General features: G+C 40.5%; 14 protein-coding genes and 1 riboswitch. Of the genes, 5 read left to right on the forward strand and 9 right to left on the reverse strand.

What is annotated here, in order from left to right:
• Positions 1-84: 84 nt before the first annotated feature.
• A complete protein-coding gene (locus tag G6053_RS02535; RefSeq protein ID WP_165305470.1) occupies positions 85-1,785 on the forward strand; it encodes a bifunctional alpha/beta hydrolase/class I SAM-dependent methyltransferase in 1,701 nt (566 codons plus the stop codon).
• A 111-nt stretch (positions 1,786-1,896) separates the two neighbouring features.
• Here G6053_RS02535 and G6053_RS02540 read toward each other — a convergent pair whose 3' ends face one another.
• The 6 genes from G6053_RS02540 to G6053_RS02565 all read right to left on the reverse strand — a co-directional run bounded on the left by G6053_RS02540 (position 1,897) and on the right by G6053_RS02565 (position 11,093).
• The gene (locus G6053_RS02540) at positions 1,897-6,741 is read right to left on the reverse strand and encodes a DNA repair ATPase (RefSeq protein WP_165305471.1); all 4,845 of its coding nucleotides are present in this window, start codon (positions 6,739-6,741) and stop codon (positions 1,897-1,899) included.
• Between the two features lie 104 nt (positions 6,742-6,845).
• Positions 6,846-8,963 (reverse strand): flotillin, encoded by a 2,118-nt coding sequence (locus G6053_RS02545; protein ID WP_108636241.1) that lies wholly within the window; start codon positions 8,961-8,963, stop codon positions 6,846-6,848.
• Between the two features lie 113 nt (positions 8,964-9,076).
• The gene (locus tag G6053_RS02550; RefSeq protein WP_241254901.1) at positions 9,077-9,802 is read right to left on the reverse strand and encodes an OB-fold-containig protein; all 726 of its coding nucleotides are present in this window, start codon (positions 9,800-9,802) and stop codon (positions 9,077-9,079) included.
• 8 nt (positions 9,803-9,810) lie between these two features.
• Positions 9,811-10,011: a DUF4177 domain-containing protein gene (locus G6053_RS02555; protein WP_165305472.1), complete on the reverse strand. Its 201-nt coding sequence runs from the start codon at positions 10,009-10,011 to the stop codon at positions 9,811-9,813.
• Positions 9,992-10,699 carry a PspA/IM30 family protein gene (locus tag G6053_RS02560; protein ID WP_165305473.1) on the reverse strand — a complete coding sequence of 236 codons (708 nt, stop codon included), beginning with the start codon at positions 10,697-10,699 and terminating at the stop codon, positions 9,992-9,994. The genes G6053_RS02555 and G6053_RS02560 overlap by 20 nt, the downstream gene beginning before the upstream one ends.
• 4 nt (positions 10,700-10,703) lie before the next feature.
• Complete coding sequence (locus G6053_RS02565; protein ID WP_108636382.1) at positions 10,704-11,093, reverse strand: YbjN domain-containing protein; 390 nt, start codon at positions 11,091-11,093, stop codon at positions 10,704-10,706.
• A 91-nt stretch (positions 11,094-11,184) separates the two neighbouring features.
• Here G6053_RS02565 and G6053_RS02570 point away from each other — a divergent pair, with 91 nt between their 5' ends.
• Both G6053_RS02570 and G6053_RS02575 read left to right on the forward strand, forming a co-directional pair.
• The gene (locus tag G6053_RS02570) at positions 11,185-11,844 is read left to right on the forward strand and encodes a helix-turn-helix transcriptional regulator (RefSeq protein ID WP_165305474.1); all 660 of its coding nucleotides are present in this window, start codon (positions 11,185-11,187) and stop codon (positions 11,842-11,844) included.
• A gap of 549 nt (positions 11,845-12,393) precedes the next feature.
• A complete protein-coding gene (locus G6053_RS02575; protein ID WP_108636236.1) occupies positions 12,394-12,801 on the forward strand; it encodes a hypothetical protein in 408 nt (135 codons plus the stop codon).
• Positions 12,802-12,863: 62 nt separating this feature from the next.
• On the opposite strand, the gene ssb is transcribed toward G6053_RS02575, so the two are convergent.
• Positions 12,864-13,259 carry a single-stranded DNA-binding protein gene (gene ssb, locus G6053_RS02580; protein ID WP_165305475.1) on the reverse strand — a complete coding sequence of 132 codons (396 nt, stop codon included), beginning with the start codon at positions 13,257-13,259 and terminating at the stop codon, positions 12,864-12,866.
• Positions 13,260-13,441: 182 nt separating this feature from the next.
• Between ssb and G6053_RS02585 the strand changes: the two genes are divergently transcribed.
• The gene (locus tag G6053_RS02585; protein ID WP_108636234.1) at positions 13,442-13,804 is read left to right on the forward strand and encodes a hypothetical protein; all 363 of its coding nucleotides are present in this window, start codon (positions 13,442-13,444) and stop codon (positions 13,802-13,804) included.
• Positions 13,805-13,958: 154 nt separating this feature from the next.
• Here G6053_RS02585 and G6053_RS02590 read toward each other — a convergent pair whose 3' ends face one another.
• Positions 13,959-14,540 (reverse strand): helix-turn-helix transcriptional regulator, encoded by a 582-nt coding sequence (locus G6053_RS02590; RefSeq protein ID WP_108636233.1) that lies wholly within the window; start codon positions 14,538-14,540, stop codon positions 13,959-13,961.
• Positions 14,541-14,962: 422 nt separating this feature from the next.
• Here G6053_RS02590 and G6053_RS02595 point away from each other — a divergent pair, with 422 nt between their 5' ends.
• Positions 14,963-15,469: a tetratricopeptide repeat protein gene (locus G6053_RS02595; protein WP_165305476.1), complete on the forward strand. Its 507-nt coding sequence runs from the start codon at positions 14,963-14,965 to the stop codon at positions 15,467-15,469.
• A 91-nt stretch (positions 15,470-15,560) separates the two neighbouring features.
• Here G6053_RS02595 and metE read toward each other — a convergent pair whose 3' ends face one another.
• Positions 15,561-17,873 (reverse strand): 5-methyltetrahydropteroyltriglutamate--homocysteine S-methyltransferase, encoded by a 2,313-nt coding sequence (gene metE, locus G6053_RS02600; protein WP_165305477.1) that lies wholly within the window; start codon positions 17,871-17,873, stop codon positions 15,561-15,563.
• Between the two features lie 74 nt (positions 17,874-17,947).
• Positions 17,948-18,051: riboswitch (SAM riboswitch) on the reverse strand.
• Between the last annotated feature and the right edge of the window lie 48 nt (positions 18,052-18,099).

Below are 18,099 nucleotides of genomic sequence, written 5' to 3' on the forward strand. Positions count from 1 at the left end.
CTTGGTCTTTGTTTTTAAAAGGCATATCGAAAGAGAAACTAAAATTACATATGCCATTGTATTAATGGAATAAATTATAAAAAGATGAAATCAGGTTATTTTAAGAGTTTCGATCAAGGGGAACTGCTATATCGTGTTTGGAATTATCAACAGGGACAAAAGGCTTTAATTGTATTGCACCGTGGGCATGAACATTCAGAACGCTTGCAGGAGATGGCTACCGATCCGCAGTTTGCCGATTATTCCATCTTTGCATTCGACCTGCGTGGACATGGCCATACCAAAGTGCCCGTATCACCGGTTTTCATGGATAATGTGCGTGATCTGGACTGTTTTGTGTCCTATATTCATACCGAATATGCGGTTGATACGAAGGATGTCTTTGTCATCGCCAATAGTATTGCTGGGGTCATTGTAAGTGCTTGGGTACATGATTTTGCCCCTCCGATTGCAGGTATGGCTTTATTGGCGCCCGCATTTGAAATCAAACTGTATGTGCCCTTGGCCAATCAGATGATTGCACTGGGAACTAAACTGAAAAAGGATCTTGTTATCCAAAGCTATGTTAAAGCGAAGGTATTGACGCATGATATCGAACAACAACAGGCTTATGATGCTGATCCCCTAATCTCAAAATCCATTAACGGCGCTTTATTGGTCGATCTATTGAAAGCTGGTGTGCGTATCGTAGACGATGCAGCCGCAATCGATATTCCCGTGATTGTGCTATCTGCTGAAAAGGACTATGTGGTTAAAAACTCGGTGCAAAAGCAATTCTTCGTTTCCATCGCTTCCAAGCTAAAGACATTTATTACCCTGCGTAATTTTTATCATGGTATCCTGTTTGAATCCAACAGACAGAAAGTCTATACCTATTTAAAAGATTTTATTACGAAAGCCTATGCAAGGCAAATGCCCGAACAGGGACTGGAGGCTGACGAGTTTTCGGTAAAAGAATATGAGAAATTGTACCATAAGGTGATGCCAGCGGCTGAGAAGCTAAACTATGCATTCCAAAAATGGACTTTAGGCAAGATCGGATCATTGAGTCATGGTATGAACTTAGGCCTTCAGTTTGGTTTTGATTCAGGAATCTCATTGGATTACGTATACCGTAATGAGCCGAAGGGCAGGTTGGGGTTAGGCAAAGTTATTGACAAAGGATACTTAGAAGCGATCGGCTGGAAAGGAATCCGTATACGCAAACAGCATCTCTTACGGCTGCTAGAAGAGAATATTGCGCGAGTCAAGTCTACAGGCCGACCTGTGAAAATTCTGGATATCGCTGGCGGCACCGGAAATTATTTATTTGATATCAAAGAAAAATATCCAGAGGTAGAGATCGTGATCAACGAGTTTCTGTTGCCAAATATAGCAGTGGGTGAGAAAACCATCAAGAAGAAAGCCCTCCAAGGAATACGTTTCAGCAATTACGACTGTTTTGATCCGGCTACATACAGCAAACTGGATTTTGAACCTAATATTGTAGTAATCTCCGGTATTTTCGAATTGTTTGGCGACAATGAAATGGCAAGTAGGGCGGTACATGGCGCGACTTCCATTTGTGAGGAAAACAGCCATCTGGTCTATACCGGACAGCCATGGCATCCACAGTTGAAAATGATCGCTTATGTGCTGAACAGCCATCAGAAGAAAGATTGGGTCATGCGCCGACGTTCGCAGAAAGAGCTGGATCGGATTATGGCTTACAATGGGGTGCGCAAGGAGCGGATGCTTATTGACGATTATGGGATATTTACCGTTTCTTCGGGAGCTGTAAAATAGGGTAATCGTGATTCGGGATGACTGTAGATGCGATCTTAGCTAAATCATCTGATAAATTATTTTTCTCCATTGGTTCGGATAGGCCAATGGAGAAAAATTAAGTTTATGGTTTTAGTTCTTATACTCCCGAATTGCCTGAATAATACCTTCCAGATTTTCATTGAAGTCCAGTAGCTGACCGAATACTTTATCGTCTTTGGCCAGTCCACCATGTTTGTTGTTCTTGCGGAAGATTTCTTTGATGGCTTCCCAACGTTCCTGCTCGACAGGGTTCAGTAGCCCGGCAAGCTCTTTTAGTTTTAAGAGATTGCTTTCGGTATCCGCTGTCAATGTCTGCGATTCGCTCTCATAGTGCGCGAGAAGAACCTGATCAATTTCCTGCTCATTCATCATCGGTACCACCTGTGCAACCAGTTTGCTCATATTACGATACGATCCCTGCATTTTAAATGGCGGTTCGGTACGGTAATTATCCTGCATAGCCGCGCTCTGGATATAATTTTGATTAACCTTGATCACCACATTTCTGATTTTCAGTACATGGCGCAGCACGGCGATAAAGTCATCAATATCCTGTTTCAGGTAGTTGCCCTCTAAATCCGGCAGTTGATCCATAACAGACTGTGCATAATTGACTAGGGCGTAGAAGTCGTTAAATGATTTGCTTGCAATCTTTTCGAGGTAACTGTTTTCAATAGCCGCATTTTCAATCAAACTGAGGTTGAATAATGCTTCGGTATCACCGATCACATCACCGAGATTGTACACATCGGCCCGATTGGCAAGCATGTCGGGAATCTGAAACTTAGAGCCGCTCTCTGTGTATGGATTTCCGGCCATCACGATGCAAAAGCGCTTGCCACGGAGGTCATAGGTCTTGCTCTCGCCCTCAAAGATGCCATCAATCTTACGTTGACCGTCGGCAAGAGAAATGAACTTCTGTAAAAACTCCGGATTTAGGTGCTGGATATCGTCCAGATACAGCATGACATTGTCAGCCATCTCAAATGCGAGATTGATCTTTTTCAGTTCTTCCCGTTCTCCGGATGTTTTCGCTTCAATCGGATCAATGGAGGTGATCGAATGACCAATGGTCGGCCCATTGATTTTGACGAAATGTAAGCCCATAGTTTTGGCAAGATATTCCATTAAGGTGGTCTTACCATAACCCGGAGGCGAGATCAATAGAAGCATTCCCATACGGGCTGTACGCTTGTTATCCCCCGCGGCTCCAAGCTGTTTGGCGAGGTTGTTTCCGATTAGTGGAAAATAAACTTCATTGATCAGCTTGTTACGTACAAAGGAAGTCAGTACTTTGGGCTCAAACTCACCTATCTTTAGTTCTTTAGCATAGGACTTTGCAAGCTGCTCTTTCAATGTGGAGAAAGCCACAAAACGAGGTACATTATAATCACTGAATTGTGCCATACGTGCTAAAAATTCATGATATTGGATATGCTCCTCCCCGTTGTTGAGGATTGTATGGTTGCCTTTTAATCCGCTGATATGTGCTTGGTCTTTGGCTATAATTAAGTGATATGCTTGCGTCGGATAAAGCAACATGATCGCTGCTTCCTCAATATATTTACGTAGCGTAAGATATTCCGGATGCTCATCAACGAAGGAGTTGAGCCAGTTTAAAGTCAGGTAAAAGCGATCTACCAAGCTAAATTGTTCGTTCTGAATATCCGCTTCAAAAAGCTTGTAACTTTTCTTGGATTCCAGCAGTCGAGTAAACGCCTTTTTCAGTTCATCGGATTGTTCACTGACGACAAAGGTATTGTAGCTCGTAAACGTTTGAAAAAGGTAAGTTGCCAGGTCACGGTCATGAATGGTGGCGCGATCCAAATGTGTCTCCCAGGCATTGAACAACTTGCTGAGTTCATCAATGACGGATTGGTAACGATTTGAATTTGGAAACGTTTTCAATATCGTGTAAGTCGAGTGTATCAGCGCCAGCTGTTTTGCACGCTGATCATCAGAAAGCGATTGCCAAAATAGCTGAGCCATCGTGCGCAAAGAAGGATCATAGCGAAGCAGATCCAATTTGCTATCGAGCTGTTTTATCGTATCATAGATCAATAGCGCATCCACATTGTGAACTCCTTTGACATAACCTTCCGAATAACTTTGCTCCACGGTCTGCGTGATGAACAGTACAGCATCAAAATCTTGTTGTCCTTTCGAAGCCAGGAATGCTTTGTATGCAAGATATTCTGCACGATAGACCTCCTTATTTTCGGATACAAGTTCCTGATCCCAGATATCCTGAAACCTGTTGATCTCCTCGGCCTGCACTTTTTGATAGAAGCTTGTACCTGTCAGGTGGAAATAGAGCTCGTCGTTTCTGCGCAACAGGGTTAAACTGAGGGATTGGTTATTGACGGCGAATTTGTGTTTACCAAGAGCAATGATATTCTCCCCGTCTACAAAGAGGTCATTTTTATCCCGTAACACCCGTAAGGCATCTTCCTGTGATTTCTTTAATAGATTTTCAAGGTTTTCGGCTTTTGAGACATCCTGCAGCGTCTTTAGCTCCTGTACCAACTGCCTGATCTTGTCGATCATCAGATCCGAGGCAAAAAAGCTGAGGATCTCTTCCCGCGTTGCAAATGTCTTGGATTTGTTCTCAATGTTCTTTAATACACGAAGACCGATCTGCTCGAGCGAGGATGTACGCTTGTTGATCTGTTCAACGATTTGTTCCCTGCGGGAATTAAAAGCCTTGATCACCTCATCACGTTTGTCCGCGATCTTGAGCGCAAAATCTTCAAATTCAGAAAACTTACTTTCAAGCTCCTCCAGCTGAACGATGACTTTTGTGTAATATTCGTCCACCTTTTCGGTTGTCGTTGACAGTTCGAGGTAGTTGGTCACGGATTGCTCCAATAGGGTCAGCTGTGCAGAGAACTCGGCTATTGCTTCTGTACTCTTCAATGAATTGAGCTTTCGCGTAAGCTGTGCGCGGACTTCATTTAGTGAAGAGAAAATAACCGAAATCTTCTCAATAATTTTGGTCGTCTGCGTGGAGTCGTCAATTTTTAGACTATTGAGGATATCAATCAATAGTTCCAGTTCGCTTGAAATGGCCAAATTGGCTTCCTCGATTGCCTTGGCATCGTAGACCTTCACTATTGCATCCACATTCTTCTTTTGCTGTTCTACTTTCTGTTCATAAGGAAGCAGAGCTTCATCACGTAGGAGAAAAGCAATGGTTTTTTCAGCCAGCCCAGAAGTGATAACCTGCAGTTTTTCCAACAGACTATCTATGCTGACCGTATCAATATATTTTACATTTTTAAGGTCGATGATTTCACCCTGAAGACGACGGGAGTCGGCCAATTGATGGACGAGCTGATCGAGTTTGTCTACAACGGTACTATTGATGGAGAAGGTGAGTTCTTCCATCTTCTTTTCTGCTGCTATATTTAATTCTGCAGCATGTTTGCGTTGTGCCTGTACTTTGACAAATTCATCAATGGCGGTATTGGCGACTTCCTTGATCTGTGTTAATGGCTGGCCAAGATTTGATAAGGCCTCATCTTTGATCCAGAAATAGGAATCCAATAATACCGTGGACTTTTTGAGGATATCTTCGTATAAACCTTCGTAGCTGTCCTCTTTGTTGATCAGCTGTATAACCTCCTGAGCCTCGGCCATCGCCTGCACGATCTGTTTATTGCCTACCTTATAAAGGGGATCATCTTTCTTTTGCTCATTTTCTTTGAGCATGGCCATATAGGGTGTTTCCCAGATCTGCACCTGATGATGTCTGGTGGCTTCTGCCTCAGTGCGGAAATAAATTAAGCTACCATCTTTGAACAGGGTAAATCCGTTGCAGATAATCGGAGTCTCGACATGCTGCTGAATGATGTTGTATGACAGCAGGATATAGGTATTCGTTTCTTCCTGACAGAATATATATAGAAAATCCTCACCATTGGGGGAGGCTATTCTACGAAGGAACGATACCTGCTCAAACTGGGCGTCAAAAACTTTGTTTGTGCCATTTTGTAAATAGTAGCCATTGGAGAAAATAATCCCCTGATTGTCCGGTAACAGTATTGCTGATTCATTCAGTGATTTGAGGTTGATTACTTCCTTCGTCCGTTGGTTATAGACAAAGGCCCTGAAATCTTCCTGGTAAGGTTTGATGCGTACCGCAATAAGATTGCCGAGATCCGCGTAGTAATAATCAGCGTCGTCTAATTGTTGGTCTGCATTGACCACTTTTTCGGAATAGATCCCTTTACCACTGTCTGTATTGTTTTCGATCTTGAAGGTGATGTCGCCATTGATCGCCTCAATAAAGATCTTATCCATAATGGATATATGGGGATACTTACCGAGCCGACGGTCTTCAAGCGTGGTTTTCGTCCAGTCAAATTCAAATTGATTGGGCAATTTGACTTCGTGGATGCTGCGGTCATCCTGATACTGGAGCTTACCATCTTTGATTAACCATTTGAATGCTTTGAGGTCAGCGGGATTTTTGCTGGTCTGAAAGATCATGTACAAATAGTTCTCCGTCCTACGAAATTTGGAGAATATGGAATCCCTGTAGTATTTATATAGATTTTGGTAATCTGAAATAAAATTTTGATCGTTGATCAGGTCGAGGGACTGCGGAATAAATTGATTATTCTCAAATGCATAAACACTGAAAACATCTTCCAGCTTGATCTCGGTACGCAGTCCAAAATGCACGTTATACCCAAAAATACATTGATTATCCAAGGCCAGAATACCGCGGGCAACACAGTTGTTTTCTGTGGTGATCCGTTGATTGGCTTTGAGGACAAAGCTTGTTGAATTAAAGACTTCTTTACGGGCTTCATTCAAGCCTTGGAGTCTTGTTGCTAGTTCTTCTTTTTGTGTAAGAAGCCGCTTTCGGATAATCTCATATGCACCTTGGTCAAGGCTGTCGTTCTGATTTATTACGTTTTCTTCTGGCATAAAATGAGCTTTCTCTACTGGATTGTTGTGACAAAATCAATTTTAACTACCCGCAGGAGCCATTTTGAAATGGTCTTGCGGATAATTAGTAAGCTTAAGATGTCTTAAGACAGCTTTTTATTGGAAATGCCTAAGTTTTTTGCTAATCCAAATAAGGAATTGATAAAACCGGCATCTTCACCGTTTTCGGCATCTGTGGCTGCCTGTTGCAGTTTGATCAACGCCGCAGAAACTGTTAAGTTCTTGATATCATTGGATGAGATACCATATTTATCTGCCAGTCCACGTACTTTTTCGGCGAGATCACCTTTCCCGTCTGGGCCCAATAGTGAATTTTTGATATCAGTGGCATGTTTCGAATTGTCGATCAGATGGTCAAAACCTTTGGCATTGGACACCTGACGTACAATGTTTTCGAAGAACATGGTCTCACCACCGACGATGTCTATCTTCGCTGTTTTAAGCGCTTCGGACAATACCCCCGCCTGTGCTTGTGCAATATCTTTTTGGATATTGATCTGTGCAAGTTCGATGTCACGTTCTTTCTGTAACTGTAATTTGAACTCTTCGTGGTCTTTACCAACACCATCCAGTTTTTTCATCGCTTCGGCTTTCTCTTCGATACCTTTTGCCTCCGCAAGTGCCTTTTCTCGGACAACTTCCGCCTGTGCTAAACCTTCTTTGCGCATGGCTTCGGCTTTCTTCTCAATAACATTTGCCTGTACAGTACCTTGCTTCTCTTCGGCTTCGGCTTTTGCGACCATTACTTCGGCTTCCGATAAACCTATTGCAGCTTCTTCTTTCGCCTGAGCTTCAGCTATGATCTTACGACTTTCGGCCTCTTTGAGTGACGCCTCTTTTTTCGCTTCAGCATCTATCAATAATTCCTGTGCACGTTTTTCTGCAATCTTACGCGCCGCTTCGGCGTCAATCACTTTTTTCTCAGCCTCTTGTTCTGCCGCAATTTTTGCTGCTTCAGCCGCTTTCACCGTAGAAATTAATTTTTCTTCTGCTTCTTGTGATGCTGCAATAACACCAGCTTGTTTCTTCCGTTCTACTTCACGGAATACTTCAATATCTTTGACACCTTGTTGCTCTTCGATAACGCCTTTTTCCAATTGGACGCGTTCTTTGATTACTCCTTGAATACTTTTCTTCTCGGTCTCAATCGAACGCTCTTTGTCAATCTGAGCCAAGGTGACAATACGCTCACGTTCGGTTTGTTCCAATGCGCGGTCTTTCTCTACGCGTTCGGCTTCCACAGCATCTGTACGTTGCTTGTTCTTCTCGGCAATGATAATTTGGCGTAGTTTATTTTCTTCCTGTACTGCCAGCTGCTCTTCGGTGGAAATACGGACGCTTTCATATTTCAGGCGCTCTTCTTCACGTACCTTAGCGATCTCTGCTTCCTCGCGGGCCTTGATATTATCAATTTCACGTTTTTGTTTTTCTTCTTTTTCGGCAAGTTGACGATCCAGTTCTAAAATTGCCTCCCGTGCTTCTACGTTTTGTTTTTTGATTAATTTCTCTTCGTCACGACGGATAAAGTTGGCATTGATATTTTGTTTTGCTGTCAGCTCGGTGATTTTCTTGATGCCCTCGCTATCCAGGATGTTGCTGGGATTTAAATGTTCGATATCTGTTTGTTCCAGGTAGTCGATCGCACAGTCATCAAGGATATAACCGTTCAGGTCTGTACCAATGATATTGAGGATTTCATCACGGAACTCGCGACGTGCTTCATAGAGTTCGATAAAGTCGAATTTTTTACCTACGGTTTTTAAAGCTTCAGAAAATTTAGATTCAAAGATGCTCTTTAAAGTTTCGGGTTCACTGGCACGGTCGCATCCCAAATTCTGAGCAACGTTGATCACATCGTCCACATTTTTGTTGACACGAACAAAGAATGCCACCTTGATATCTGCGCGGATATTGTCTTTACAGATCAGTCCTTCGCTCTGCATACGGGCGATTTCAATTTTTTTGATGGAGATGTCCATGATCTCCATCTTGTGGAAAACCGGGACGACATACATACCCTTGTTGAAGGCAACTTTCGTTCCGCCGACACCTGTCCGGACAATTGCCTTTCCCTGCGGGATCTTTTTGTAGAATGCACTCAGTACAACAAAGAATGCAAAGATTAGAAAAACAGCTAAACCGACAATCAGCAATATAATTCCGTTTAAGCCGCTTAAAAATAAAAGAGGTTGATATAGCATATTGATTAGTATTTATTTAGATTTTAGATATGAGTATTTGGATTTTAGTTGCGCAAGCCTACGGCTTACCGATCAAGTCTTAATCCTTGCTCCTTGTTCTTTTTTATTTTCGATTAAATATTGTCAATGGTGATTTCCTTGGTGACATAATAATATTTTTTGTCTTTGGATTCGTCCACAATAATGACATCATCGCCATAGCCGATTTTCTCGCCATTATGACTTACGACATTGAGACGAATTGGATCTTGTTGGATAATAAATTCAGCAGAACCTATTTTTTTACCCTCAATACTTGCGCGCATTTTACCCATGCGGCCGAGGAAATCATGGCTCTCTTCGCCATTATAGCCAATATTTTTGAACATTCTTGCTAAGGGTTTGGTCAGAAAATGCATTAAAAAGAACGTAACGATAAAAACCGGAACCAGGATCAATACCGATTTTATTCCCAAGGATGCAACGTCAATATACAATGAAGATACAATGGTGATCACCCAGCCAACGAATTTAAACATGGTCACAATAAGCATAATGGGCACTTTTCCGACATTGATATAATCCATTGCCTTGGCAAAGAAACCCGGTTCGGTATGCGTATCGGAGTCTGTATGATGATGTGGATGATCTGGTCCATCGGTATCAATATCATGTGAGCCATCGACGTCACTGACATCAGGTGTAGGATGTAGGTCCACATCGGCATCCGCGTCAAATAGGTGCACGCCATCGCCCATGAGAAACATAAATAACCAATACACTACAGACAGGCCTGTCAGGACAGTCATGATGCCATTTGACAATGGGTTGAATAAGATATTGATTAATTCTGTCATCATATTTTCTTTTAAATTTTTTCTCTTTTGAAGGTGTAATGAAATGACCAGGAATTACCATTCATTTCAAGGTCCTGCATCGCGACCAGCTCCCAGCCCTGATCACCGAGGTCGTTCAGAATCTTGTCGATTTTGTCCGAGTCCAATTTGGTTCCCCAGAAGCCTTGGGGTTCAATTTTGATTGTTTTATACTCATATTTCCGCATCGCCATTCAATTTTCGTTTTAATTCTTCCAGTTCACTGTTTACAGCGTCCGAACCACCTATGGATTCATTGATCTCATCCACCTTGCTTCTATTACCTGTTGCGATTTCACCATAGGCTTTCGCTAATGCTTCGTCCTCTTCGACTTTTTCTTTCATGCGTTCCAACATGGAAATCGTGCTGTTGGAATCAATGTTGGCCAGTTGCCGGTTGACCATTTTAGCTGCATTGGAAACCTTGACCCGTGCTTTCAAAGTTGATAATTCGCTTTCCCATTTAGCGATATTGAATTTAAGTATATCCACATTTTTATGCAATTCCTCTGCGGAACTCTGATGAATTGCTGCCTGTTTTTCCAGTTCGGTAGCTTCAATCAACAATTGCTTTTTCAGTAATAGGGCCTCTTTGGCCAGGCTTTCTGCTTTTTCGGCAGAAAGTTCTCCTTTTTGTGCTTTCTGCAACAATAAAATAGCCTTGCTTTCAAATTCATTGGCTTCTTCCTTTTTCTTTTCACAGTTATTCTGCGTGCGTATCGCTAGCGCTTTTACTTTTGCATAAGCCTCTAACGATTGTTCCAGGTCTTCTTTCATCTCACGGATACCTTGCTCCGTCATTTTGATGGGGTCCTCCATTTTGTCCACTACAGCGTGGATCTCTGCCTGACCAATTCTGAAAATTCTCTTAAAAATATTCATTATTCTATAATTTTGAAAAACTTATTAACTGATTATAATATTCACTGATCAAAAGACTAAGTGAATTGATGGCTGCATCAAATTCATTCTGATCCAGATTATGTATCTGCAAAGTATATCGGAATATGACCTTTCTGCCATCCTCCGTCAAGGCAAATCCGCCATGGATGATATCTCTATTTTTTATGAGCAACGATCTGAACATGTCCATGTTCTCGTTGTTGATGGTAAATAGATACTGCTCGAAAATTACGATGGGATGTGCTATACCCACAATGAGGTTTCGAATACCATCATCTTCGTTTTCGATGACAAAGACGCCTTCTTTTTCATCCTTATGGGTAATGTTATAACCGATGTTGGCGATATAATTTTCAATTTTTGAGAAGTACATAATCAAGTTTTTTATATATTGCACATATTCTTTGCATAAAGATAGTGAATTGCAAAAATATTTTGCAAGAAAAAATTAATTTTTTTTTAAAATGAGTAACGTCGGGAATAATATAAAAAAGCTGAGAAAGGTGAAAGGATTGAGTCAGCAGGCTTTTGGAGATGTTTTTAATCTTACTAGGGGGAATATTTCATCTTACGAAGAGATGCGTGCCGAACCAAAAATAGAGATTGTCCTAAAAATTGCAAATTATTTTGGCATTCCTGTGCAACATCTGATTGAAAAAAATCTTTCTGTTAATGAGATTCTCAATTTTAACGATTATTTTCAGCCTGATACGCCTGCAGTAGGGGGGAAGCGATTGGCACAGGTCCCGTTATTGGAACGTGAAGCGCTGTTAGATGCTTGTACTTATGTGTCAAAATTAAATGAACTGCCGGTCATCGAGTTTCCGTTGCAGAGCCGCAATCGTTTTATTGCGATGGAGTATATGGATGCTATACCGGTACCCGGTGACTTCGCTGTATCAGCACAATCAATTCTATTTTTTGAAGAAATTGACATTGAAAGCTTGCATACGCTAAACAATGCCTTCGGCCTATGTTTTTCAGCCGAGGAATTCTTTATTGGAAAATATACCTTAGCAGAGCAGGAAATAAGCTTGGTTTTAAACGCATGGAAGAAAGTCGACTTTGTATTGGCCGAGAAGGGAAATTTTTGGAAACTGTATGGTAAATTTGAAAGGATATAAGTCGAGATTGGAGGCAAAAAGCAAACACGAGCTCATTTGTACCGATGAGATTGAACAATATACCGCCGAAGACAGGATGAACCGAGCGATTGAGCTCACGGATACCTTAAAGTACAAATTTAATGAGTCAACGAGCTCATGAATACCATTGAAAATAGAGACTTTATGAATAATGCCTTAAAGGGAGACTGCAAGAATATTCAGATCATGGATATCGTTTCCGGGGAGTATCTTGCTTTGGAGACTAGGTGAGGTCAGTACGGTGATTAATGCCATGGTTTTGTTACAATCGACAACTGTTTTTTCATCAGATATTTTTAATGTAAACGCATGGTAAAGAGAAAAACGGAGGTTTTTTTTAACACTTATTTGTTTTTGAAAAAAAATAAATTTGGATTATAAAACAAAATAATCCAAATTTAAGTTGGTAAATAATTTTAATTTATTATAAACTTATTCGTTTCATGGAACCATCATGCTTTATTCAACCTCTCTGAGCGATGAATAAATTTGATCGCTTCATCACAATTTAAAAACAAATTTATACAAATGAAAAAAATGGTATTATCTGCAGCAATTGCTGCACTTTTCCTTGTTTCTTGTAATAATGCAGATAGCAAAAAAGTAGAAACAAAGGATACGGTCACAACGACTGATACACAAGGTGGTGTTGCCCAGACAACAACGACAGAGACAACAACGACTACTGAAGTGCCAAAGTTTAGTTCTCCGGAAGCACAACAGTTGGCAGACGATTACACAAAATATGTGAACGAATATGTTGCAGCTGCTAAAAGCGGAGATGCAACTAAAATTCAGGAGTTAGCCGGAAAACAACAGGAGTGGGCTACAAAAACTGCTACCGCTCTTACTAAATTAACTCCGGAAGATGCGAAGCTATGGTCGGAGTATGCTCAAAAGCTAGCAGCAGAGTTAACTGCTAGTGCAGCGAAATAGTTTTTGATAAAAAATAAAAAGTAGGGCTTTGTATAAAAGTCCTACTTTTTTTCTGTCTTAAATCAGAATGGAAGATCTTGTTCATCCTCCTCTTGTGGTACCGGAATATCCTCGTTTGCGCAGTTTTGATCGGATAGAATCAAAAAGCTGTCAACTTTGATTTCAGTAATATATCTTTTCGTTCCATCAGCATTTTCGTAGTTACGATAGGTTAGTTTCCCTTCAACCATCAATTTGGTCCCGCGGCTACATTTCCTTTCAATGGTATTGTTTTGCTTGCCCCATACGACAAGTGTATGCCATTGTACCTCCTCTACCCATTCTCCAGCTTTGTTTTTGAAAAGATCATTTGTGGCAAGTCGTAAAATAGCGTAATTTACCCCGGTTGAAGTGGTTTTGATTACAGGATCATTTCCTAAATGACCAATTAATTGTACTTTGTTACGTAATGTGCTCATTTTGTCTAATTTTTAAATGTTTCTAATAATTCTTATTTTAGTTACTGGCCATAACAATTGATGTGGAATGACCTTGAGCAAAGATGAAAAGGAGAAAGAATAATAATCGTCTGTTTACCATTTGTATTCGACTATAGTCGGTTGTAACCGTTTGTTGTCGTTTAACTTTCATATTGAACACTATGGAAAAAGTCTGTTTGGAATGTGGGAAAAATATACGGGGAAGATCGGATAAGCGCTTTTGCGATGACTCCTGTCGAAATGCTTACAACAATAAATTGAATAGTGATCAGACCAATCTGATCCGTAATGTGAATAATATATTGCGTAAAAACCGGCGTATTTTGGCGGATGTGCTGGAAGGGGAGGAGAAGGGTATGACAAAGGTCCTGCGCGAAAAATTAAAAAGACTGGGATTTGATTTCAAATTCCACACGCATACATTTGTCAATAATAAAGGCCAGGTTTATAACTTTATCTATGAAATGGGATATCTCACATTGGAAAATGAGTGGATATTGGTTGTTCAAAAAAAACCATTATAAAATTTTACAACAATTTCTCCTTAATGTCCCCGCTTTCTCTCTTATCTCTAATGGGAAATGTTCTTCTGATTTTATAAAACCTATTCATATAGCTGTATTTTCAGCTTGCTCTTATCGTGAATTCTGATTCGAGTAAACTGAATACTAGTTATTTTTAATTTACATCAGATCCTTTAATTCTAAAATAGTTTACTGCTGTGAAGATGATAATTACGGCATAATAGCACATTGGGATGAGCAGAAAAAGCCAGCCTGTAAAAATATAATTTAAAGACGAGGGCAGTTGAATATGAAAAAATTTTGCTGTAAGGAGATAGCCTATAAAGGCTCCGAGAAATAAAAGACCGGAGGCATGTATGATGATGATCTTTTTTAGATGCTTGCTGTATTGGGCATCTTTATTCTGCTTCGTGTAGCCCATAATGGCCGGGACCAATAAGCCCAATAAGGGGTTGACCAGAAATGTTAGAGAAGCCAGATAAAGAGCCTTTATGCTTCCACTTTGGTTTTTGTCGATACTGATTTGATTTACATTTGGCATAATTAAATGTTCTAAAGGAATTTCTAAAATCTGACTGATTTGTCTTAAACTGAAACCACTGATCTCTTCAGTCCCCTTTTCGATTCGTTGTACTGTTCTTAAAGATAGGCCTGCTTGATTGGCGAGATCCTGTTGTGTCAGTCCTTTGCGCTTTCTAGATTGTTTGATGAGTTGATTTACTGTTTGACTTTCCATGACACGAAAATGGCTAAAACGGTGTTGATTTTAAAAAAAACGATATGACAATAATATGCCAATGATATAACATGTTTGTAAGTTGTTAATAATCAAATATTTTTTAATCTGATAAATATTTTGAATCTTTGCAACACAATTAGGTATTAATATAAAATAAAAAAACGGAAGAATATGTTTGCTATACTAAAAACCCCAGCTTCGTCCTCAAAGAAGAGTCTTGGGCATATTCTCCGGAATACCGCACTCTCCTAATCTTCTTTTCCGGACCAATTTTCGGCGCTTGAATACAGCATCGGATCGTGATGTATGTGTCGCCAGGAGATCATTTGAGATGATCTAACCGATAAAAGGAAATGACATCTGTGTGGCTGGTGGTGGTCGCAGGAGGTCTAATACTCATGTAATGTTGAAAAAAAACAATGAATTCAGTGAATAAATATGTCCTTCAGGCTCTGGATAATTATCCATATTATCTGGAGGATACGTTAGAATCCTTATCCTATGCCTTGTCATACGATGAATCCAATACCATGGCGTTGTGTTTAATGGGTAGGGTTTATGCGGAGCAACTTTTTGATTATGAGCAGGCAAAGAAATATTTTCAGGAGGCTTTAAGCCACAATGTGCATGCTTTGGAAGTGTACCCTTATTTTATACAGACCTTGATCGACATGGGCGATTACGAAGCAGCAAAGAAAACCATCAAATATGCATTGACATTGCCCGGGATGTCCCTGACAGCGATCTGGATTAAGAAGGTGTTGCTGCTTGAGAAATTAAAGAAATACAAAAAGGCTTTAAAAATCCTCAAAATGGCTAAGTTGGATAACCTGGACAGCGATCTGTCCACGGTCATAAAGTCTGTCGAAGATCGGATTAAAGGAAAACAGGAAATGACCAAGACAAGCAAAAAGCGAGGTAAATAACTGACGAAGATGCTTGATTTCGGATAAAGTACTCAAAAAATAAGCCCAAGATGAATTCTCATCTTGGGCTTTTATCAATATAGTTTAAGAATTATTCTGCTCTTAAGATTTTCGCAGCATCAACCATTGATTCTAAAGCAGCTTTAGTTTCAGGCCAAGCGCGTGTCTTCAAGCCACAATCTGGATTAACCCAAAGTTGCTCCGCAGGAACTACTGCTTTTGCTTTGCGCAATAAGTCTACCATCTCATCTTTGCTTGGTACACGTGGTGAGTGAATATCATATACACCTGGACCGATATCGTTCGGGTATTTGAAATCACCGGCAAATGCATTCAATAATTTCATTTGTGAACGGGAAGTCTCAATTGTGATTACGTCTGCATCCATTGCTGCGATATCTTCGATCACATTGTTGAACTCAGAGTAACACATGTGTGTGTGGATCTGTGTATCATCCTCTACATTGGATGAAGATACACGGAAAGCACGAACTGCCCAGTTCAAGTAATCTTTTTGATCAGCTTTGCGTAATGGTAAGCCTTCACGGATTGCTGGTTCATCAATCTGGATGATTTTGATTCCTGCTTTTTCCAAAGCTTGTACTTCATCCAGGATGGCCAATGCGATTTGGTAAGTTGTTGTCGAACGTGGTTGATCGTTACGCACGAAAGACCATTGTAAGATGGTAACTGGACCAGTTAACATCCCTTTAACCGGACGGTTAGTCAATGATTGAGCGTAAGAAGACCAACGTACAGTCATGTCTTGTGGACGATAAACATCTCCGTAGATAATTGGAGGTTTCACACAACGGGAACCATAGGATTGTACCCAACCGTTCTGAGTGAATGCATATCCCGCCAATTGCTCACCGAAGTATTCAACCATGTCATTACGTTCGAACTCGCCGTGAACCAATACGTCGATATCCAATTGTTCTTGAAGACGGATTGTGTTTTCGGTTTCTTCGGCAATTGCTTTATCGTATTCTTCTTGTGTGATCGCTCCTTTTTTCAAATCAGCTCTCCATTTACGCACATCTTTCGTTTGTGGGAATGAACCGATCGTTGTTGTAGGGAATGCTGGCAAGTTGAACTTCGCTTGTTGTGCTGCTTTACGGTCAGCAAATACTGATGTACGTTTTGCATCATCATCAGTGATATTGCTCGTACGTGTTTTAACTTCTGGTTTGTGGATCAATGGAGAAGTACGACGGCTTTCAGCAGCAGCTTTGTTTGCTTCAAAACGTTTTGTCGTTTCTGCATCAACCTCACCGTCAGCTAAGATCGCTAGATCTTTTACCTCTGCTAATTTCTGTTTTGCGAATGCTAACCAGTTTTTAACTTCAGCAGGCAATGATTGCTCATTGTGCTCATTGTCCAAATCAAAAGGAACGTGCAATAATGATGAAGAAGGAGCAACCCAAACGCGTTCTTTTCCTAATGCATCAACCGCTTGTTTGATTTTAACCAACGATTTTTCGTAATCGTTTTTCCAGATGTTACGGCCTTCAACAATACCCAATGATAATGTCAATGAAGCAGGAACTTTAGCCAAAACGGTATCCAATTGGTTTTCACCGCGTACTAAATCCAAATGTAATGCATGGATCGGTAAGTTAACCGCGATATCTTCGTTGTCTTTTAATGCTTCGAAGTAAGTCGTAGCGATTAATTTGATATTTTTTGCAGCAGCAGCTAATTTCTCAAAAGTAGGTTGGTATAATGCTTTTACTTTTTCGTCTAGATCCAAAGCCAAGAAAGGCTCGTCAATCTGAACATATTGTGCACCAGCTTCTGCCAATTTAGCCAGGATTTGCTCATATACCGGAACCAATTTGTCCAATAGGTCGATACGGTCGAAACCAGCTTCTTTTTCTTTACCGATCAAAAGGTAAGTGATTGGGCCTAATAAAACAGGTTTTGTCTCAATACCCAATGATTTTGCTTCGTTGTATTCATTTAAGAATTTCTCAGAAGTCAATTTGAATTCTTGATCCTTTGTGAATTCGGGAACCATATAGTGGTAATTGGTATCCAACCACTTGGTCATTTCCATTGCAGTCACGTCAATTCCTTCTTGCTGGAAACCGCGGGCCATAGCAAAATATAAGTCTAAGCTGTAGTTGTTATCAACTTTATTCAATAAAGAATGATAACGAGCAGGAATAGCACCAACAGTAAGGGTTAAATCCAATACTTGATCGTAAAAAGAGAAGTCATTGGAAGGGATCAAATCTATTCCAGCATCTTTTTGTGTTTTCCAATTGCCTTCACGAATTTTTTTTGCTGTGTCCAATAATTCCTCAACAGAAGATTTTTTAGCCCAATAGGCCTCATTGGCTTTTTTCAATTCGCGGAACGCGCCCACACGAGGGTAACCTAAATTGTTAGTCAATAACATAATAATGTTTTTAATATTTCTTTACAACTATATTTCTTGCTAGAGAGAAGGACACACTAGAATTCGGTGACTTCGGCTTATCATTCCCATATCAAGTAGGGTAGAATTTAGCACCTTGTCAAGGGACAGGTTGCTAAGGCTTCATCGGGTCTATTCCCTCTGCCTTTCTCTATAAGCGACGCTAAGTTAGTACATTTTTTTTTGATATGCAAATTTTTTATAAAAG

Origin of the sequence: Sphingobacterium sp. DR205 (genome assembly GCF_011064245.1) — a bacterium.
GTDB classification, from domain to species: domain Bacteria; phylum Bacteroidota; class Bacteroidia; order Sphingobacteriales; family Sphingobacteriaceae; genus Sphingobacterium; species Sphingobacterium athyrii.